We start from the raw sequence: 17485 nt of genomic DNA, 5'->3' as shown, positions 1-17485 counted from the left end.
TTGATTCTTTATGAAATCGAACGGAATTCAATCACTTCTTCTTTACTAATAAGCTTTCCTTCGTGTATACCTTTTACTGAAATATCAATAATGGATTTATCCTCTCCTTCAAGCTTACCCAAAGAAAATATATAAATTAAATTTTGTTCTTTTAGCATCCATTGCTTGCCATGCCAGGGCCCCGTTATCTTTTGTTCCAAAGATGTTTTTTCTTCTCCAACATACTGACATTCTCCAAACGAAGTTTTTACTATATTTTTCTCAGTATCAATTACTATATTTCGAAATAGCTCTAAGTTTTTACTTGAAACAATTTCTATCTCATGGTTACTTTTTTGCTTAAATTGAAGTTTTCCGTCACTTGTATTAGATAAACTACTATTCTCAACGGCGTTCCTAAAAAAGTTATATTCTTCTTCCGTAACACCAAAATTCGGATGATAAGGCTTCACCTGCTTATCTATATGCCCCGATATATATTTTACATACCATTCTCTATCATTTTCCACATGCTCTCTCATTTTTTTAGTAATAGCCTCTACTTTTTTACGGGTATCACGATCCATCTCAATCGTCATAATATCCGCCGTCACTTCCGCGTTCATAAGATGCGGCGGAATATACTCTTCCACACTATTCGCCTTACTCACTTCGCTTTGACAACCGACTATAAATAGCGATATGAGAAGGATATATACTATTTTTTTATATTTCATTTCTGTTCTCCACTCCGTACATCATTCTTACTTAAATTTATAGCGATTCTTATTATAGTCCAAAATCCTTATATTTTAATAAGAACCACTATTTATATGCAAAATTGCATATTAACAAGCTTTCCTCTTACTTTAAAATTAGCTTAAAACACTTTCCAAATTATACAAATAACAAGCACATAATGTTATAATTTGGAAAAACACATTGGAGGACTTTATGAAAATTCACGCCCTTATCGATTTCTTACATTTACTAGTCTTGACCATGAAAAGCTATTATGTATGGGGAATGCCAATCTATGTCTTCATTATTCCTCTTATTTTTGTAGTAGGTTATATCATTATCAGCTCTAATAAAAAACGAAAGACTACATCTATTCAAAGTCACTAATCTATCGCTCTAATAGCTCCTCCTAAAAATCATATTCCCCTCATTTTCTTCAAATGATATGATGAACAAGGGTATATCCCCACCACTCTTATAGCGGTGGGGATTTTAATGTAAGTATGCAACATAATACACAATAGAAGGTGATTTCATGAGAAAATACGCAGCGATTGCTTTATGTACGTCTGCCATTCTAGCAGGTTGTAATACTAGCAATGTAAGTCAAGAACCTAAAAAAGAGAAAAAGGTTCAAGAAGTTAAGAAACAAGAAGAGACTGTGCAAGAACAAGGTAAAATTTCTTATAATCCGATTACACACGAATCTACAAACACAAGTATTCAAATTACAGACATAAAAGATTCTTTAACCGAAGTGCAGTATAAAATTTGGCGTACTGCTGATGGAAAAGAAACTACTAAATCTTTTTCTTCTAAAGAAAAGGAAAAACAATTCACAATTTCTTTTGATATAAAAGAATTTGAAGGAAAACGCGGTGAATATCAAATTGAAGCAACAGGAACAACAGAGGGCGGACAAGCTATTCCACTTACGAAGTCTACTATTACTTTCGAGCAAAAAATTCCTGTTCTTATGTATCATGCAATTGATGATTATCACGGGCAAGGCATTAAAGACTTATTCGTATCACCTGCTAACTTTGAAGCACAAATGAAATATTTAAAAGAAAACGGTTATACATTGTTAACGTTTGAACGCTGGGGCGATATAAATAAAGTGAATAAGCCGATTTTCGTTACATTCGATGACGGTATGAAAAATAATATGAATGCATTTCGTGTTTTACAAAAGCTAAAAGACGATACTTTCAAACCAACAGCAACAGAATATATGATTGTTGATAATGTTGCTGTAGAAGGAGCTCTTTCTACATCTGAAATAAAAGAAATGATTGATTCCGGTATTTTCTCTGTACAATCTCATACAGCAACGCATGCAGACTTACCAAAGATTACAAACTATGAAGAAGAACTAAAAGGATCGAAGGAAAAGCTAGAAAAAATAACAGGTAAGCCTGTTATCGCAATTGCTTATCCATTCGGTCATGTAGATGATAAAGTTGTCGCAGAGACAAAGAAATATTATCAATTTGCAACGACAACGAAACCTGGGCAGTTCATTACGAAAGGTGAACCAGATGAGTTGTTAAAGATGAAGCGTGTTCGTATACATCATACAACTACAATAGAACAGTTTGCCTCTTCAATTAAGTAAATGTGAGGGCTCAATATATTTTGAGCTCTCTTTTTACGTTATATTTATATATATTTTTTGAATTTTCTTGTATTATATATAGTAAGAAATCTTTCAAACTAAAGGAGATTATACATATGTCATTTGAACAAACGTTAGAGAAATATGCTGCCCTTGCAGTCAATGTTGGTGTTAATATTCAACCCGGACAAACTTTATCAATTAGTGCACCTCTTGAAGCTGTACAATTTGTACGCCTCGTTACAGAAAAAGCATATAAATCTGGTGCAAAACACGTATATGTGGATTGGAATGATGAGACATTAACACGCTTAAAGTTCGATCTAGCTCCTGAGGAAGCATTCGCTGAGTTTCCATCTTGGAAAGCACATGCTCGTGAAGAATTAGCAAAAGAAGGCGCTGCATTTATGTCTATTTATGCAGAAAACCCTGATTTATTAAAAGGTGTAGAACCAACACGTATCGCAACTGCTCATAAAGTAGCTGGAGAAGCGATGAAAGTATACCGTGATTATGTACAAGCTGATAAAGTTAGCTGGTGTGTAATTTCTGTTCCTACAAAAGAGTGGGCTGCAAAAGTATTCCCTGACGTAGCACCAGCGGAACAAGAAGCAACGCTATGGGACGCTATCTTCAAAGCTACTCGTGCTGATTTAGAAAATCCTGTGGAAGCATGGAAAGAACATGATGAAACGCTACATAAAAAAGTTGATTACTTAAATGAAAAACATTATAAAGCTCTTCACTATACAGGCCCTGGAACAGACTTAACGATCGAACTTCCAGAAAAGCATGTATGGGCTGGTGCTGGTAGCTTAAATGAAAAGAACGTACCATTTATGGCTAACATTCCAACAGAAGAAGTATTTACAATGCCACTTAAAACAGGTGTAAACGGACAAGTGTCTAGTACAAAACCGTTAGCATTTGCAGGTAACATCATCGATAACTTTACGTTAACATTTGAAAATGGACGTATCGTGGACTATAAAGCTGAAGCTGGTGGGGAAGCTTTAAAACATTTAGTAGAAACAGATGAAGGTTCTCACTTCTTAGGAGAAGTAGCTTTAGTACCTCATGACTCACCAATTTCAAATACAAATATTTTATTCTACAATACGCTATTTGACGAAAATGCATCTTGCCACCTTGCAATCGGAAATGCTTATGCATTTAACTTAGATGGCGGAAAAACAATGACGAAAGAAGAACTTGCTGAAAATGGTGCGAACGCTAGTATTACACACGAAGATTTCATGATTGGATCAGCTGAGCTTGATATTGACGGTATTACAGCTGATGGCAGACATGAGCCTATCTTCCGTAAAGGTAACTGGGCGTTTTAAATTCATTAATATAAAAACACATTGGATTACCCAATGTGTTTTTATTTGTTAGGCTTCAATTCAAATTTTATCGTTCTATTCTCATGTGTAAACTCAGGCCTATATGTGGCGATATATGTATTTTCTTTTGTTACATCAAATAGCATGACGTCTTGGATTTTTTCATCTGGTGCTAACTTTTTACTAATGAAGCTATCATATTTATATTCTTTAAATTTTGTACCTTTCTTATCCGTAATCTCAAATTCGTAAAATGCAAAAGGTATTTCTTTTTTACTATTATTTTTCACCGTGAAAACAATCCCTAAAATATCATCTTTCTTTTTATCTGTGGTGTAATCTGGATACCCTAATTGAACTGAATCGAGAGTTACTTGCAAACCATCCACGTCCACTGTCTCTCCTATTTTATAAACTTTATCTTGAACGTCCTCTTGTTTACTTTCATCGCTATTTTTAGATTCCATACAAGCACTTAAACTAAAAGCCATTCCACAAATCAACACAATTCGACTCACTTTTTTTAACATACTCTTCCCTCCTTATGAGACAAGATTTTTATATTTATCATAGCAAAGCTCTTTACGTTTTCTTGTCATATTTTGTCGTATTAATTGCTAACTGCACAAATAGAAAAAAGCTATCTTATACAAAAGATAGCTTTCATGATGCCGATGATACTTTAAGTCCAATTACTCCTAGAACAATAAAGAGAATACAACACGCTTGGAATAAGTTAATATGCTCTTTAAAGAAGTACACACTAATAATTGTAATAAGTAGTGTCCCTAGGCCGGACCAGATCGCATAAGCAATGCTTAAGTTAATCTTCTTTACAACGATAGCAAAGATACTGAAACAAATACCATAAAAAACGAAAATAAGGACACTTGGAACAAGCTTTGTTAAACCGTTCGATAACTTCATCGCAATCGTTCCAGCTACTTCAAAAATAATTGTTACGAGTAATAATAGCCAATATACCATACTAGAATCTCCTTCTCTGTTACCTTATAGAGATTCTAGTATACTACTTATAGCCCTAACGAAATATATTTAATTTCTAAATATTCCTCGATACCGAAATGGCCTCCTTCACGACCGATACCACTTTCTTTAAAGCCACCAAACGGTGCTTGTGCAACTGATGGAAGGCCATCGTTTAAGCCGATAATTCCGTACTCTAACGCTTCGCTAATTTGGAATGCTTGGCTAATATCTTTTGTGAAAATATAAGCAGCCAAGCCATATGGTGTATTATTTGCTCGCTCGATTACTTCTTCAACTGTTTTAAATTTAGCAACTGGTGCAACTGGTCCAAATGTTTCTTCATTCATACAAAGCATCGTGTCATTTGCCAATCCAATTACTGTTGGCTGAATGAAATATCCATCTAACTCTGCAAATTTTTGGCCACCATATAAAACTTCTCCACCCTTTTGAATAGCATCTTCAATATGTTCTTGCACTTTCGAAATTGCATTCGCATCAATAAGTGGACCTACAGTTGTTCCTTCGCCGAATCCGCCTCCAACTTTAAGCTGCTCTACAGCTTTTGTGAACTTCTCTGCAAATTCTTCGTACACTTCTTCTTGAACAAAGACGCGGTTTGTACATATACACGTTTGTCCTGCGTTACGGAATTTCGAACCGATTACCGCTTCTACCGCCTTATCTAAATCAGCATCATTCATAACAATAAATGGAGCGTGACCACCTAATTCAAGCGAAACCTTTTTCATCGTTTGCGCAGCGCTAGCCATTAATTCTTTCCCAATTTCAGTTGATCCTGTAAAGGAAACTTTTCGAACGCGCTCATCTTCCATCCACGTATCAGCAATTGCTTTTGCGCTACCTGTTACAATATTTATTACACCTTTTGGAATGTCTGCTTCATGGGCTAGTTCAGCTAATTTCAATGCAGTTAACGGTGTTTGACTTGCAGGTTTTACAACTGCCGTACAGCCTGCTGCAAGTGCTGGAGCTACCTTTCTCGTAATCATAGCAGCTGGGAAGTTCCACGGTGTAATAGCTGCCATAACCCCAACTGGTTGCTTCATAACTAAAATGCGCTTATTCGGATGAGAAGCAGGAATCATTTCACCGTATATTCTCTTTCCTTCTTCTGCGTACCATTCAACAAAACTATTTGCATAATTCACTTCACCAAGTGCTTCTGCAAACGGCTTCCCTTGTTCTCTCGTCATAATTGCTGCAATTTCTTCTTTATTTTCATCAATGAGTGTGAACCACTTTTTTAACTTTACTGCACGATCCGCCGCCGTTAATTTTGACCATAATTTAAAAGCCTCATGTGCAGCATCAACTGCTTGCTTTGCCTCTGTAATCCCGCCCTTTGGTACAGTTGCAAATACTTCCTTTGTCGCTGGATTGTTTACTTCGATTTGTTCTTGCAGTGTAATCCACTCACCATTTATATACATCGCCTTTTTCTCTAAGTTTACGAACATCGCTTTTTTATCCAATGTTTTCTTCCTCCTCTATAAAGTGAAACTTTAATCAGTGGGGGACCCACTGATTATTAGTTGAACCAATCGGGCATTTACGGGCAGTTGTTCTCCCTCTTATCCATTTGTCTTCATCAATTTTCAAGTGGGTCCGTACTGCCCGTTAATGCGGGATAAACTTCTTAATTTTTCTAGTAGCAGCAGATTGACTTATTTGCAAAAATTCAGCTACTTTATAACTTGATCCATACGTTTTATACGCTTTAATAATAATATTTCTCTCTACCTCTTCCAGCATTCTATAAAGACTTTGTCCGGATTGTTCAACTGTAGCCTCTTGCATAGATAGTGGCAAATCTTCTACCATTACAAAATCATCTGTAGTGATAACAATTCTTTCAATTACATTCTCTATTTCCCTATTGTTTCCTTCCCATGGATATCCGACAAACATTTGTAACGTACTAGGTGCTAACTTCACATCACGTCCGTACTTTTTATTAAAATGCTGTAAATAATGATAGATGATCGGCAAGATGTCCTCTGTTCTTTCCCGAAGTGGCGGAATTGAAATTGGAATGACATTCAGACGATAGTATAAATCTTTCCGGAATGTTCCTTGTTTCACCATCGTACTTAAATCTCTATTTGTTGCCGCTACAATTCTAACGTCCACCTTTTTTAATTCTCTTCCGCCTATAGGGCGAAACGTTTTTTCTTGCAATACTTGCAAAAGCTTCGCTTGAATTTCAAGCGGCATTTCACCAATTTCATCTAAGAAAAGGGTCCCTTTATGTGCTGATTCTAGTAATCCCTTTTTCCCTTCACGATTTGCACCTGTAAAAGACCCACCTGAATATCCAAAAAGCTCAGATTCAATTAAATTCGTCGGCAATGCCGCACAATTAATTTCATAGAAACTTTCATGCTTCCGGTTACTCACTTCATGTAAATGACGTACTAATCGGCTTTTCCCCACTCCAGTCTCACCTAATACGAGAACAGTACTATCCACTACAGATACTTTTTTTATTGTTTCGATTATTTTTTGCATAGCGATGCTTTTAAAAATAAGTCCTTCATGCTCATATGTTTCTCTTAATTCTTTCTTATATGTCTTTAGCTGATTATCCATTTCCTCTATCTTTTGACGTAATTGATAGAGTTCTGTAAGATCACGAGAATAACTAATCACTCTTCTTAAATTTCCCTCATCATCAAAAACAGGCCTTGTACGAACATGCAAATACTCTCCTGATTTCGTTGTTTGAACAAGTTCAACTGGTCTCTTTTTTTCAATCACTTCTAATGTTGCCGATGGATAAAAAATCCCTTCTTTCTGTAGTTCTTGTACATGCTTTCCTACTAATTCCTTAGCAGAGAGCTGGTAATGTCTTTCACACATACTATTTACACGTACAACGATTCCCTTATCATCCGTAACAAAAATTTCGTCAAATGCATATTCAAATACATCTTGTAAATCCATCAACACTCGTTCCTTTTCTGCAACCATCCTAGCCACTCCCTACTTCAAATCCATCGATTCACTTTACTACCTTTATTATAAAATGAATTTTCTGTATTTTATATAGAGCCGGCTAGAATGTTTGTGATTTATAATTCAGTTTTTATACACGAGCGATGTTTGCTTGCTCATAACAAGCTTGCAATGATTCTTCAATTATTGTTAAACCTTCCTCAAGTTGCTCATCTGTAATCACTAATGGCATTAACACACGAATAACAGTTCCATATGTTCCTGCTGATAGTAGAAGTAATCCACGCTTATTTGCTTCTGCACATAAATTAGCCGCTAATGCTTTATCAGGCGCTTTTGTCTTACGATCTTGAACGAGCTCGAATGCGCACATTGCCCCTAAGCCGCGCACATCACCGATGCAATTATATTTGTTTTTCATCTCTTGGAATCGGTTCATTACGACTTTCCCTACTTCTATCGCTCTATCATTTAATTTCTCTTTTTCTATTACATCAAGTACAGCTAATGCAGCCGCACATCCTAGTGGGCTTCCTGCATACGTTCCGCCCAGTTCTCCCGGTGCAGACTCATTCATAATTTCTTTACGCCCAATCACACCGCTTATCGGTACACCAGCACCTAATGATTTAGATACCGTAATTAAATCTGGAACGACATCATAATGATCAATTGCAAAGTATTTTCCGGTACGACTAAAGCCTGTTTGAATTTCATCAGCTACAAATAAAATACCGTGCTCTGAACAAATACTGCGTACTTCTTGAACAAATTTCTTACTTGGAACGATAAATCCACCTTCCCCTTGAACAGGCTCCATTACAACAGCTGCAATTGTTTCTGGTGCTACTTCTGATATGAAGAAGTTCTTAAACTCTTCAATGATAAAGTCATCATACTGCTCTTCTGTTAACCCTTCTGGGCGACGGTATTCATATGGGAATGGCGCTTTATATACTTCTGGAGCAAATGGGCCAAATCCAAATTTATATGGTTTTACTTTACTTGTCATCGTCATTGTCATTAATGTACGCCCATGAAATCCTTTAGAAAATGCAATAATTCCAGGTCTCTTCGTATATTTACGAGCAATCTTCACTGCATTTTCAACCGCTTCTGCCCCACTGTTTAAAAACAGCACTTGTTTATCGAAATTACCTGGTGCTAATGCTGCCAGTTTTTCTGCCAATTCAATATATGGCTCATACATCATCACATTAAAACCAGTATGAATATATTGATCTACTTGTTTATGAAGCGCTTCTTTAACAGTAGGATGACAATGTCCTACATTAATTGTCCCGATTGCTCCTGCGAAATCAATATACTGGTTTCCATCCACATCTGTTACGAGTGCACCATTTGCAGACTGTACAAATGTTGGAATACCATTACTTACTCCTTTTGGTACTATATTTTGGCGGCGTTCTAATAAAGACGCTGCTTTCGGTCCTGGAATTTGTTCATTTACTTTAGCAAATTTTTTTGTGTTCATTGTGTACCCCATCCTTTTCTATACAATGTTTTCTCTTTATATTGCAAGATGTATGCCAACTTCCTCTTTCTAGTATTGATCCCATTCTCTTACTATCTCGGCATAAAAAATAAGTCTATAAAGACTCATATAGAGTCCTTATAGACTTATTCATTTATACATTAGACTTTCCTTGTTTCCAAATAAACTCACCTGAATGAGAAATTAAATCTTCAACAGATTGTAATACTAAATCTGCAAGTGGTTCTAACGTTTGACGATCACCCGTACCAGATAGTACGCCAATCGCATAACAGTCGCCACCATTTTTCGCTAAATGTAAATCCGTCGGTGTATCCCCGACGACCGCTATTTCGCATGTCTCTAAATTAAATCTCTCACAAAACGATTCTACAATTTTTTTATCTGGCTTCTGTGCTGGAAATGTATCTGAAGCTATAACACAATCAAAAAAAGCTTCCAATTGATATTGCTTTAAAAATAATTCTGTCGGCGCGAAATCATCAGCTGTAACGACACCTAGAATAAATCCTCTATCCTTTAACGCTTGTAAAACTTTCGGTAAATCTGCCGTCATTCTCATATGTGAACGATGCTCGTACATAAGAGCAAACAACTTTTCACTCACCCATTGATGCATCTCTTCTTCTCTAGATGATGCAATATACTTACAAAGCCCCTTGGCAACATCAAGACTCGTTCCAGCAGCGAGCGCACTACGCGGATGAACAAATGCTCCGTCTACGCCAATCTCCTTTAATAACGTTGGTTGCATTGATTCTGGTAATTGATATAAATTTATACATTCTGCAACAAGCTCTTCAGCTACTTTTATCCAAATCGAATGAAAATCCATTAATGTCCCATCTTTATCAAATAGTATTGCTTTTACCTTCTCCATAGCACCCTACCTCTCATTTCTTATCTCTTCCAGTGTATCAATAAAATATGGATAAAAAATAAACGGATTGTAAAAATACCATAAAAATCAAACTAACTTCCAATTTACAATTCATCTGTATAAAGAGAAACTTTAATCAGCGGGGGCTGTCCATCCCCCGCTGATCATTAGCCCACTTCCGCCTAACTTCTTTGCTTGGGTCGAATTTTGATTGGGAGTCTTATTACTCGCAAATAGCTGGGAAAAAGCAAAAAAGGATGCCTTTACAGGGCATCCTCTTGATGTTCAGGAACAAATAGTTCCAGACAATGATATATATTTTCGAATTCCATCGGTGCATCTCCGCCATATTCACCATCTAAGTTGATCATTAATTTATCAGGTGAATGCACTTTAATACGATTCGCTTGTGTATATAGCACTTTTGGATTGTTAATATGTTCCCCACGCTGCGCTTGTGTTGCTGCTTTAATTAAATCAGCGATAGAACCTTTTTTCAGTACTAATAAATCAAATAATCCATCGTTAATAGATGCATATGGTGCTACTTTTTCGAATCCACCAACTGAACGAGTATTCGTAATTAAAAACATCGTAATTTCTTCTTGTAGCAACTTCCCATCATACTCGATTTCAACATATGTTGGATGTAATGATGGTAACATTTCGATTCCTTTTAAATAGTAAGCAAGTTGACCTAATACTGTCTTTAGCTTGCTTGGTACTTCATATGTTAATTCTGTAATACGGCCGCCACCAGCGATATTAATGAAATATGTATCGTTCGCTCTACCAAGATCTAACGGTACCGTTGTTCCTTCACAAATAATATCCGCAGCCTCTTCAATAGCACGAGGTACACCGATCGCACGCGCAAAATCATTTGTCGTTCCAACTGGAATAATTCCAAACTTTGGACGATGCTCATGTCCTACTAAACCGTTCACTACTTCATTTAATGTACCATCACCACCAGCTGCGATAACAACATCAAACTTACGATCCGCAGCTTGCCTCGCTGCCACAGTCGCATCTCCAGGACCAGTTGTCGCATGACAAGATGCTTCATATCCAGCTTGTTCTAATTTTTGTAATACTTCTGGTAAGCTCTTCTTAAATAGCTCGCGCCCAGAAGTAGGATTATAAATAATTCTTGCTCTCTTCATCATTTATTAGCATAGGAAATTCCATATTCATTGAAAAAAGAATACACCGAACTCTTATTCAGTATCCCTATGCCTACCTCCTCTCATCTTCCTATCCTTCTTTAATTCCGCTCAAACAGGCAGTAAGAACCCGATTCGTGTAGCCCATCAAAAGTAACTGTTTACTCCTGATAGTTTTGTTTTATTTGACCAAAAATTTATGTCTATCCATTCTCTCACATCAATTTACATATAATGAATAATAATTATCTATTATTTCATGAGATGAAAAAAAACCTCTATGTCTAGATTTATCATTATTCCCACCTTTTTGCAACTATCATACCATAGTTGCTATACAAACATTTTTTCACTTTTCAAAGTTAATCAAACGTTTGTTTAAATTATTGTTTAAATTATTTTTTATCATTTAAACAAACGTTTGATTAACTCAGAAAAAACACCCAAATACGGGTGTTTTTTCTGTTTAATCTTTAAGAATATATACTATTTTAGCGTTCAAAAATAAGAATTCCGCTCTTATTTTTAGCGCTTATTAATCTCTTCAAGTAAGATTTTGTTAACAAGCGGTGGATTTGCTTGTCCTTTTGTAGCTTTCATAATTTGACCAACTAAGAAGCCAATTGCACGGTCTTTACCGTTTTTAAAGTCTTCAATAGATTGCTCATTATTATCAAGAATTTCTGTTACAACTTTACGAAGTGTACCCTCGTCAGAAATTTGAACAAGACCTTTCGCTTTAACGATTTCTTCTGGGTCTCCACCTTTTTCAATTAATTCGTTAAATACTTTCTTCGCGATTTTAGAAGAAATTGTACCTTTTTCAATTAATTGAACCATTTTAGATAAACCAGTAGGTGTTAATGCAACGTCTTTTAGTTCTTTTTGTTGTTTGTTTAAGTATGCAAGTACTTCACCCATTAACCAGTTTGATGTTAATTTCGCATCAGCACCGTCTGCAACTGTTGCTTCAAAGAAATCAGACATCTCTTTCGTTAATGTTAATACGTGTGCATCATAAGCCGGTAAGCCAATTTCTTCAACATAGCGAGCTTTACGTACATCTGGAAGTTCTGGAATAGAAGCACGAATTTCTTCTTTCCACTCATCGTCGATGTAAAGTTCAACTAAGTCTGGCTCTGGGAAGTAACGGTAATCGTCAGATCCTTCTTTTATACGCATTAAGATTGTTTTCTTCGTTGCTTCATCATAACGACGTGTTTCTTGTTGGATGATACCGCCAGATAATAATTCTTTCTCTTGGCGCACTTGCTCATGCTCAAGACCTTTTTGCACGTAAGTGAAAGAGTTTAAGTTTTTCAGTTCTGCTTTTGTACCGAACTTCTCTTGTCCAACTGGACGAAGTGAAATATTCGCATCACAACGAAGAGAACCTTCTTCCATCTTACAATCAGATACACCTGTATATTGAATGATTGATTTTAACTTCTCTAAGTAGGCATATGCTTCTTCTGGAGTACGCATATCTGGCTCAGATACGATCTCGATTAAAGGCATACCTTGACGGTTGTAGTCTACTAATGAACCTTCAGCTGTATGCGTTGATTTACCAGCATCTTCTTCTAAATGAAGACGTGTAATACCGATACGTTTCTTTTTACCGTCTACTTCGATTTCAATCCAACCATTTTCACCAATTGGCTTATCAAATTGAGAGATTTGGTAAGCTTTCGGATTATCTGGGTAGAAATAGTTTTTACGGTCGAACTTCGTTTCCGTTGCGATTTCACAGTTTAATGCCATTGCAGCTTTCATTGCAAAGTTAACTGCTTCCTTATTTAAAGTAGGAAGTACCCCTGGGTATCCTAAGTCAATTACACTTGTTTGTGTATTTGGCTCCGCTCCGAATTCTGTTGGACTCGCAGAGAAAATTTTCGAATTTGTTTTTAACTCAACGTGAACCTCTAAACCAATAATTGTTTCTAAATTCATCTATGCTCGCCTCCTTACAGACTTGCTTTTTTTGTATGATAGTCTGTTGCTTGCTCAAACGCATGTGCAACGCGGTAAATTGTCGCTTCATCGAAGTGTTTACCAATGATTTGTAGACCAAGTGGCATGTTGTTAGCACCAAATCCACATGGAACAGAAATCGCTGGAACACCCGCTAAGTTTACTGGAATTGTTAAAATGTCATTTGCATACATTGTCATTGGATCGTCCACTTTTTCGCCCACTTTAAATGCCGGAGTTGGCGTTGTTGGTCCAATAATAACATCATAGTTAGCAAATACATTTTCAAAGTCATTTTTAATTAATGTACGTACTTGTTGTGCTTTTTTGTAATATGCATCATAGTAACCAGAGCTAAGAGCAAATGTACCTAGCATAATACGACGTTTTACTTCATCACCGAAACCTTCGCTACGTGTGTTTTTGTAAAGATCTAATAAATTATTTACATTATCAGAACGAACACCGTAACGTACGCCATCAAAGCGTGAAAGGTTAGCAGATGCTTCAGAAGAAGATAGTAAGTAATACGTTGCTAGAGCGTATTTAGAGTGCGGAAGAGATACTTCCTCCCAAGTTGCGCCCATACCTTCTAATACTTTTAAAGCAGCTAGTACTGACTCACGAGCTTCTTCGCCAACACCTTCGCCTAAGTATTCTTTCGGTACAGCAATGCGTAAACCTTTAACATCGCCTGTTAAACCAGCTAAGTAGTTTCCTACTTCAACGTTTGCAGAAGTTGCATCCATACGGTCAATACCTGAAATAGCTTGTAATAAGTATGCATTGTCTTCTACTGTACGTGTAATCGGTCCGATTTGGTCAAGTGAAGATGCGAATGCTACTAATCCGTAACGAGATACACGTCCGTAAGTTGGTTTTAAACCTACAACGCCGCAATATGCAGCTGGCTGACGGATAGAACCACCCGTATCAGAACCTAGAGAGAATAATACTTCTCCTGCTGCTACAGCTGCTGCAGAACCACCACTAGATCCACCTGGAACGTAATCTAAGTTCCATGGATTTTTTGTAGCGTAGAAGCCTGAATTTTCATTTGAAGAACCCATTGCGAACTCGTCCATATTTAATTTACCGATTGTAACTGTGTCAGCAGCTTTTAGCTTTTGTACAACTGTCGCATCGTAAATTGGATCGAAGTTTGCTAACATTTTGCTCGCACAAGTTGTACGAAGACCGTTAGTTACAATGTTATCTTTTACACCGATTGGCATACCGAATAATAAACCATTATCCTCAGCACCAATCTTTGCATCTAATTCTTTCGCTTTCGCGCGTGCATTTTCTTCATCTAATGTAAGAAAAGCTTTTACGTTATCTTCAACATCCGAAATACGTTTGTAAGATTCTTCTACTAAATCCGTAACGGAAATTTCTTTGTTGTTTAACTTCTTATGTAACTCTGATACAGAATGATCAAATAATGACATCGAAATTCCCTCCTCTATTCTAATACTGCTGGAACACGGATTTGATTATCTTTGTGATCCGGTGCATTTTTTAATACTTCTTCTACTGGTAAACCTTTTTCTGGCACATCTTCACGCATAACATTTTTCATAGTTAATACATGAGTTGTTGGTTTTACATCTGTTGTATCTAATTCATTTAACTGTTCTGCAAATGTAACAATTGCATCTAGTTGTTTTTGAAATTTTTCTGCTTCTTGATCAGTAATTGCAAGACGTGCTAAATGTGCTACGTGCTTTACATTCTCAACGGAAATTCTTGACACGGCTAGGCCACCTCCATAATATATCGTTCAATCTACAATACTATTGATGATACCAAATTTTCAGTACTTCAAGCAAGTCAACACACGGCACTTACGGTATTTTTACATAAAAAAAGAAAGGCAAGTGCCTTTCTTTACAATTTACTCTTTATCTAACGATTTATTTTTCGGAAATCTTTCATTATCTTCCTCATTATCACGAATTGTTTTTTGTAATACAAAACAAGACATCGTTAAAAATAATGTTCCGATTAAATAGTACCCTTTTACACTAAGCGTTTCATCTAACGTGTAAATCCCAATTAGCATTCCTGACAGCGCACAAACAAATGAAGTCCATGCTAAAAACGTGAACGCTTGCGTATTTCTTCTCCTCATCGTTCTCCCCCTCGTTAGCTGCACATCCATTATAGATAAATATATTTACCCTAATGGATTTTTATGTAAATTTTATTTTTCTATTTATTAATCTATCACAAAAAATTGCTATTTTGAAGATATTTTTTCTTTCTAATCTGAAAAAACAGTTAAAATTATTGACATTTATTTCAATTCCACATAAAATAAAAACAAATATTACGAATCTCGAAATATACGGGAGTGGAAATAATTGTTGCAATATGAACATTTTTTAGACTTACTGCTAGATAACGCCAAGAAACTTTTCTATCCTGAAGAATGGGTAAGCCTTGATTTAACACTTTCCAAGACAGAAGTATTTTGTTTACTTTGGATGGAGCGAAATACAGATATTACAATGACAAAGATCGCTGACCTTCTTGATATACCGATGAGTACAACGACAGGCGTTGTAAATCGCCTTGTAAAAAAGGGGTATATTGAACGCTACCGGGATGAAAGCGATCGACGCATTGTATTAATTCGTTTAACAGAAAACGGCGTAATGCTCGTTCAAGAAGTAAAACAAAATGCGGCCCATTACTTTAGCCTAGTGACAGACGCACTATCAGAAGAAGAAAAAGCATTCTTACTACAAATCTTCCAAAAGATCATGAATCACATTGCTACGTCACAGCAAAAAACAGAAGAAAAGGTTTCTACACCTAAAATGAAAAACATTCCGATTGAATAAAGCCCTAACTGGGTTTTTATTCAACCATTTACTTCGATACTCGTAATATTCGACATTCGAAACAAAGGGGATAAAATGATGAGAATTATTTTGTATACAGGTAAAGGCGGCGTAGGAAAAACTAGTATTTCAGCAGCAACAGCAATCCAAAGTGCAAAACAAGGATTAAAAACATTAGTAATGAGCACAGATCCCGCTCATAGTTTAGGAGATTCATTTGGCATAAAACTATCTTCTGAACCACTAGAAATTCGCGAAAACTTGTGGGCACAAGAAATTAATACTATTTATGAAATGGAAAAAGGCTGGGGGAAATTGCAGAAATATATTACACTACTCTTCACTTCCAAAGCAGCTGATGATATTACGACAGAAGAATTAACGATGTTCCCTGGTATGGAAGATTTAATTAGCTTACTTCGAGTACTAGATTATTATAAACAAAACACATACGATGTCATCATCATTGATTGTGCACCGACCGGAGAAACATTAGCAATGCTCAGCTTTCCAGACATGCTCGGCTGGTGGATGGAAAAACTCTTTCCTATTAAAAGGAAGATTTTAAAAGTTGTTCGTCCTGTAGCTCAACCACTTCTTGGTGTCCCCCTTCCAACCGATGATATTATGGACGAATTAACGAATACGCTTGAACAACTTGGAGAAATGAGAGATATTTTATCAAACCGAGAAGTAACGAGTATTCGCGTTGTTGTGAATCCTGAAAAAATGGTCATTAAAGAAGCTCAGCGTAGTTTTAATTATTTAAACTTATACGATTATAACGTAGATGCCATTATGATTAACCGCGTCATCCCTAACACTGTCACCGATCCTTACTTTCAAGCATGGAAAGATACACAAAAGAAATATAAAGCCTTAATTCAAGATAGTTTTCAGCCACTTCCTATTTACGAAGCTCCGATGTTTGAACAAGAAGTTGTTGGTTTGCCTATGTTAGAGCGTGTAGGAAATGCTTTATTCAAAACTGATCCTTGTCCTACTGAGGTGAAATTTAACGGTCGCACACAATATGTCAAAAAAGATGGCGATGAATATATTTTCGTTCTTTCTATTCCATTCTCAAACAAGAGTGAACTTTCATTAAATCAAAAAGGTGATGAACTTATCCTTCGAGCTGGTTCTGTTAAACGAAACATAACATTGCCAAAAACATTAACACACCTCTCTATTCAAGGAGCAAAGTTTGAAGAGGATGTACTAAACATTCGGTTTGGAGGTGTAGTACATGCATGATGAACTACTAAGAAAGGTAATTCGTACAAAAATAAAAGTCGGTATACGTATATTAGAAGAGCTACCAAATCCGATTCAGCAATCAGCTAAGCAAGCACTAAACATTTTACAGGAGGAGCTCTCTTCTTTTGCGGAAGAACAACCGCAACCTGAAGGTAATTTAAAGAGCATCATCATTGAATAACTATAC

The 17485-nt window shown here is 36.3% G+C and carries 17 protein-coding genes; 5 read left to right on the top strand and 12 right to left on the bottom strand.

Annotated features, from left to right (window positions below; genetic code table 11):
- Positions 1 to 8 precede the first annotated feature (8 nt).
- On the bottom strand, positions 9 to 716 hold the full coding sequence (locus MR071_RS10555) for a hypothetical protein (RefSeq protein ID WP_242235917.1): 708 nt from the start codon (positions 714 to 716) through the stop codon (positions 9 to 11).
- Between the two features lie 539 nt (positions 717 to 1255).
- Between MR071_RS10555 and MR071_RS10550 the strand changes: the two genes are divergently transcribed.
- Entirely contained in the window at positions 1256 to 2338 is a 1083-nt protein-coding gene (locus MR071_RS10550) for a polysaccharide deacetylase family protein (RefSeq protein WP_242235915.1), read from the top strand.
- A 116-nt stretch (positions 2339 to 2454) separates the two neighbouring features.
- On the top strand, positions 2455 to 3684 hold the full coding sequence (locus MR071_RS10545; RefSeq protein ID WP_242235913.1) for an aminopeptidase: 1230 nt from the start codon (positions 2455 to 2457) through the stop codon (positions 3682 to 3684).
- Between the two features lie 41 nt (positions 3685 to 3725).
- Here MR071_RS10545 and MR071_RS10540 read toward each other — a convergent pair whose 3' ends face one another.
- The 11 genes from MR071_RS10540 to MR071_RS10490 form a co-directional block, all read right to left on the bottom strand.
- Positions 3726 to 4214 carry a DUF4352 domain-containing protein gene (locus tag MR071_RS10540; RefSeq protein WP_105586227.1) on the bottom strand — a complete coding sequence of 163 codons (489 nt, stop codon included), beginning with the start codon at positions 4212 to 4214 and terminating at the stop codon, positions 3726 to 3728.
- A gap of 133 nt (positions 4215 to 4347) precedes the next feature.
- Complete coding sequence (locus MR071_RS10535; RefSeq protein ID WP_071772037.1) at positions 4348 to 4671, bottom strand: DMT family transporter; 324 nt, start codon at positions 4669 to 4671, stop codon at positions 4348 to 4350.
- 47 nt (positions 4672 to 4718) lie between these two features.
- Positions 4719 to 6170, bottom strand: a complete 1452-nt coding sequence (gabD, locus tag MR071_RS10530; protein WP_105586226.1) for an NADP-dependent succinate-semialdehyde dehydrogenase — start codon at positions 6168 to 6170, stop codon at positions 4719 to 4721.
- A gap of 145 nt (positions 6171 to 6315) precedes the next feature.
- On the bottom strand, positions 6316 to 7668 hold the full coding sequence (locus MR071_RS10525; protein ID WP_242235911.1) for a sigma-54 interaction domain-containing protein: 1353 nt from the start codon (positions 7666 to 7668) through the stop codon (positions 6316 to 6318).
- A 115-nt stretch (positions 7669 to 7783) separates the two neighbouring features.
- Positions 7784 to 9148 carry a 4-aminobutyrate--2-oxoglutarate transaminase gene (gene gabT / locus MR071_RS10520; protein ID WP_242235909.1) on the bottom strand — a complete coding sequence of 455 codons (1365 nt, stop codon included), beginning with the start codon at positions 9146 to 9148 and terminating at the stop codon, positions 7784 to 7786.
- A gap of 154 nt (positions 9149 to 9302) precedes the next feature.
- Positions 9303 to 10049: an HAD family hydrolase gene (locus MR071_RS10515; RefSeq protein ID WP_105586223.1), complete on the bottom strand. Its 747-nt coding sequence runs from the start codon at positions 10047 to 10049 to the stop codon at positions 9303 to 9305.
- A 263-nt stretch (positions 10050 to 10312) separates the two neighbouring features.
- On the bottom strand, positions 10313 to 11218 hold the full coding sequence (locus MR071_RS10510) for a diacylglycerol kinase (RefSeq protein WP_105586222.1): 906 nt from the start codon (positions 11216 to 11218) through the stop codon (positions 10313 to 10315).
- A gap of 522 nt (positions 11219 to 11740) precedes the next feature.
- A complete protein-coding gene (gene gatB / locus MR071_RS10505; protein ID WP_105586221.1) occupies positions 11741 to 13168 on the bottom strand; it encodes an Asp-tRNA(Asn)/Glu-tRNA(Gln) amidotransferase subunit GatB in 1428 nt (475 codons plus the stop codon).
- Positions 13169 to 13182: 14 nt separating this feature from the next.
- Positions 13183 to 14640: an Asp-tRNA(Asn)/Glu-tRNA(Gln) amidotransferase subunit GatA gene (gene gatA, locus MR071_RS10500; RefSeq protein ID WP_002113505.1), complete on the bottom strand. Its 1458-nt coding sequence runs from the start codon at positions 14638 to 14640 to the stop codon at positions 13183 to 13185.
- 14 nt (positions 14641 to 14654) lie between these two features.
- Positions 14655 to 14945, bottom strand: a complete 291-nt coding sequence (gene gatC / locus MR071_RS10495; RefSeq protein WP_000086999.1) for an Asp-tRNA(Asn)/Glu-tRNA(Gln) amidotransferase subunit GatC — start codon at positions 14943 to 14945, stop codon at positions 14655 to 14657.
- Positions 14946 to 15086: 141 nt separating this feature from the next.
- Positions 15087 to 15323: a YiaA/YiaB family inner membrane protein gene (locus MR071_RS10490; RefSeq protein WP_002029490.1), complete on the bottom strand. Its 237-nt coding sequence runs from the start codon at positions 15321 to 15323 to the stop codon at positions 15087 to 15089.
- Positions 15324 to 15555: 232 nt separating this feature from the next.
- On the opposite strand from MR071_RS10490, the gene MR071_RS10485 reads away from it, so the two are divergent.
- The 3 genes from MR071_RS10485 (at position 15556) to MR071_RS10475 (ending at position 17479) form a co-directional block, all read left to right on the top strand.
- The gene (locus tag MR071_RS10485) at positions 15556 to 16038 is read left to right on the top strand and encodes a MarR family winged helix-turn-helix transcriptional regulator (RefSeq protein WP_070140662.1); all 483 of its coding nucleotides are present in this window, start codon (positions 15556 to 15558) and stop codon (positions 16036 to 16038) included.
- Between the two features lie 75 nt (positions 16039 to 16113).
- Positions 16114 to 17295, top strand: coding sequence for an ArsA family ATPase (locus MR071_RS10480; RefSeq protein WP_242235906.1), 1182 nt, complete (start codon positions 16114 to 16116; stop codon positions 17293 to 17295).
- On the top strand, positions 17288 to 17479 hold the full coding sequence (locus MR071_RS10475) for a DUF3926 domain-containing protein (protein WP_105586219.1): 192 nt from the start codon (positions 17288 to 17290) through the stop codon (positions 17477 to 17479). Before MR071_RS10480 ends, MR071_RS10475 begins: the two co-directional genes overlap by 8 nt.
- The last annotated feature ends 6 nt before the right edge of the window (positions 17480 to 17485 follow it).

It is taken from the genome of Bacillus cereus group sp. BfR-BA-01316 (assembly GCF_022664195.1).
Classification (GTDB): Bacteria; Bacillota; Bacilli; order Bacillales; family Bacillaceae_G; genus Bacillus_A.
Note: the sequence above shows the minus strand (reverse complement) of the source record. Positions and strands in the feature narration are given on the sequence as shown.

Excerpts from the sequence above, each read along its gene's own strand:
- MR071_RS10555 (WP_242235917.1), bottom strand. The coding sequence starts at position 716 with ATGAAATATAAAAAAATAGTATATATCCTTCTCATATCGCTATTTATA.
- MR071_RS10550 (WP_242235915.1), top strand. The coding sequence starts at position 1,256 with ATGAGAAAATACGCAGCGATTGCTTTATGTACGTCTGCCATTCTAGCA.
- MR071_RS10545 (WP_242235913.1), top strand. The coding sequence starts at position 2,455 with ATGTCATTTGAACAAACGTTAGAGAAATATGCTGCCCTTGCAGTCAAT.
- MR071_RS10540 (WP_105586227.1), bottom strand. The coding sequence starts at position 4,214 with ATGTTAAAAAAAGTGAGTCGAATTGTGTTGATTTGTGGAATGGCTTTT.
- MR071_RS10535 (WP_071772037.1), bottom strand. The coding sequence starts at position 4,671 with ATGGTATATTGGCTATTATTACTCGTAACAATTATTTTTGAAGTAGCT.
- MR071_RS10525 (WP_242235911.1), bottom strand. The coding sequence starts at position 7,668 with ATGGTTGCAGAAAAGGAACGAGTGTTGATGGATTTACAAGATGTATTT.
- gabT (WP_242235909.1), bottom strand. The coding sequence starts at position 9,148 with ATGAACACAAAAAAATTTGCTAAAGTAAATGAACAAATTCCAGGACCG.
- MR071_RS10515 (WP_105586223.1), bottom strand. The coding sequence starts at position 10,049 with ATGGAGAAGGTAAAAGCAATACTATTTGATAAAGATGGGACATTAATG.
- MR071_RS10510 (WP_105586222.1), bottom strand. The coding sequence starts at position 11,218 with ATGATGAAGAGAGCAAGAATTATTTATAATCCTACTTCTGGGCGCGAG.
- gatB (WP_105586221.1), bottom strand. The coding sequence starts at position 13,168 with ATGAATTTAGAAACAATTATTGGTTTAGAGGTTCACGTTGAGTTAAAA.
- gatA (WP_002113505.1), bottom strand. The coding sequence starts at position 14,640 with ATGTCATTATTTGATCATTCTGTATCAGAGTTACATAAGAAGTTAAAC.
- MR071_RS10490 (WP_002029490.1), bottom strand. The coding sequence starts at position 15,323 with ATGAGGAGAAGAAATACGCAAGCGTTCACGTTTTTAGCATGGACTTCA.
- MR071_RS10480 (WP_242235906.1), top strand. The coding sequence starts at position 16,114 with ATGATGAGAATTATTTTGTATACAGGTAAAGGCGGCGTAGGAAAAACT.
- MR071_RS10475 (WP_105586219.1), top strand. The coding sequence starts at position 17,288 with ATGCATGATGAACTACTAAGAAAGGTAATTCGTACAAAAATAAAAGTC.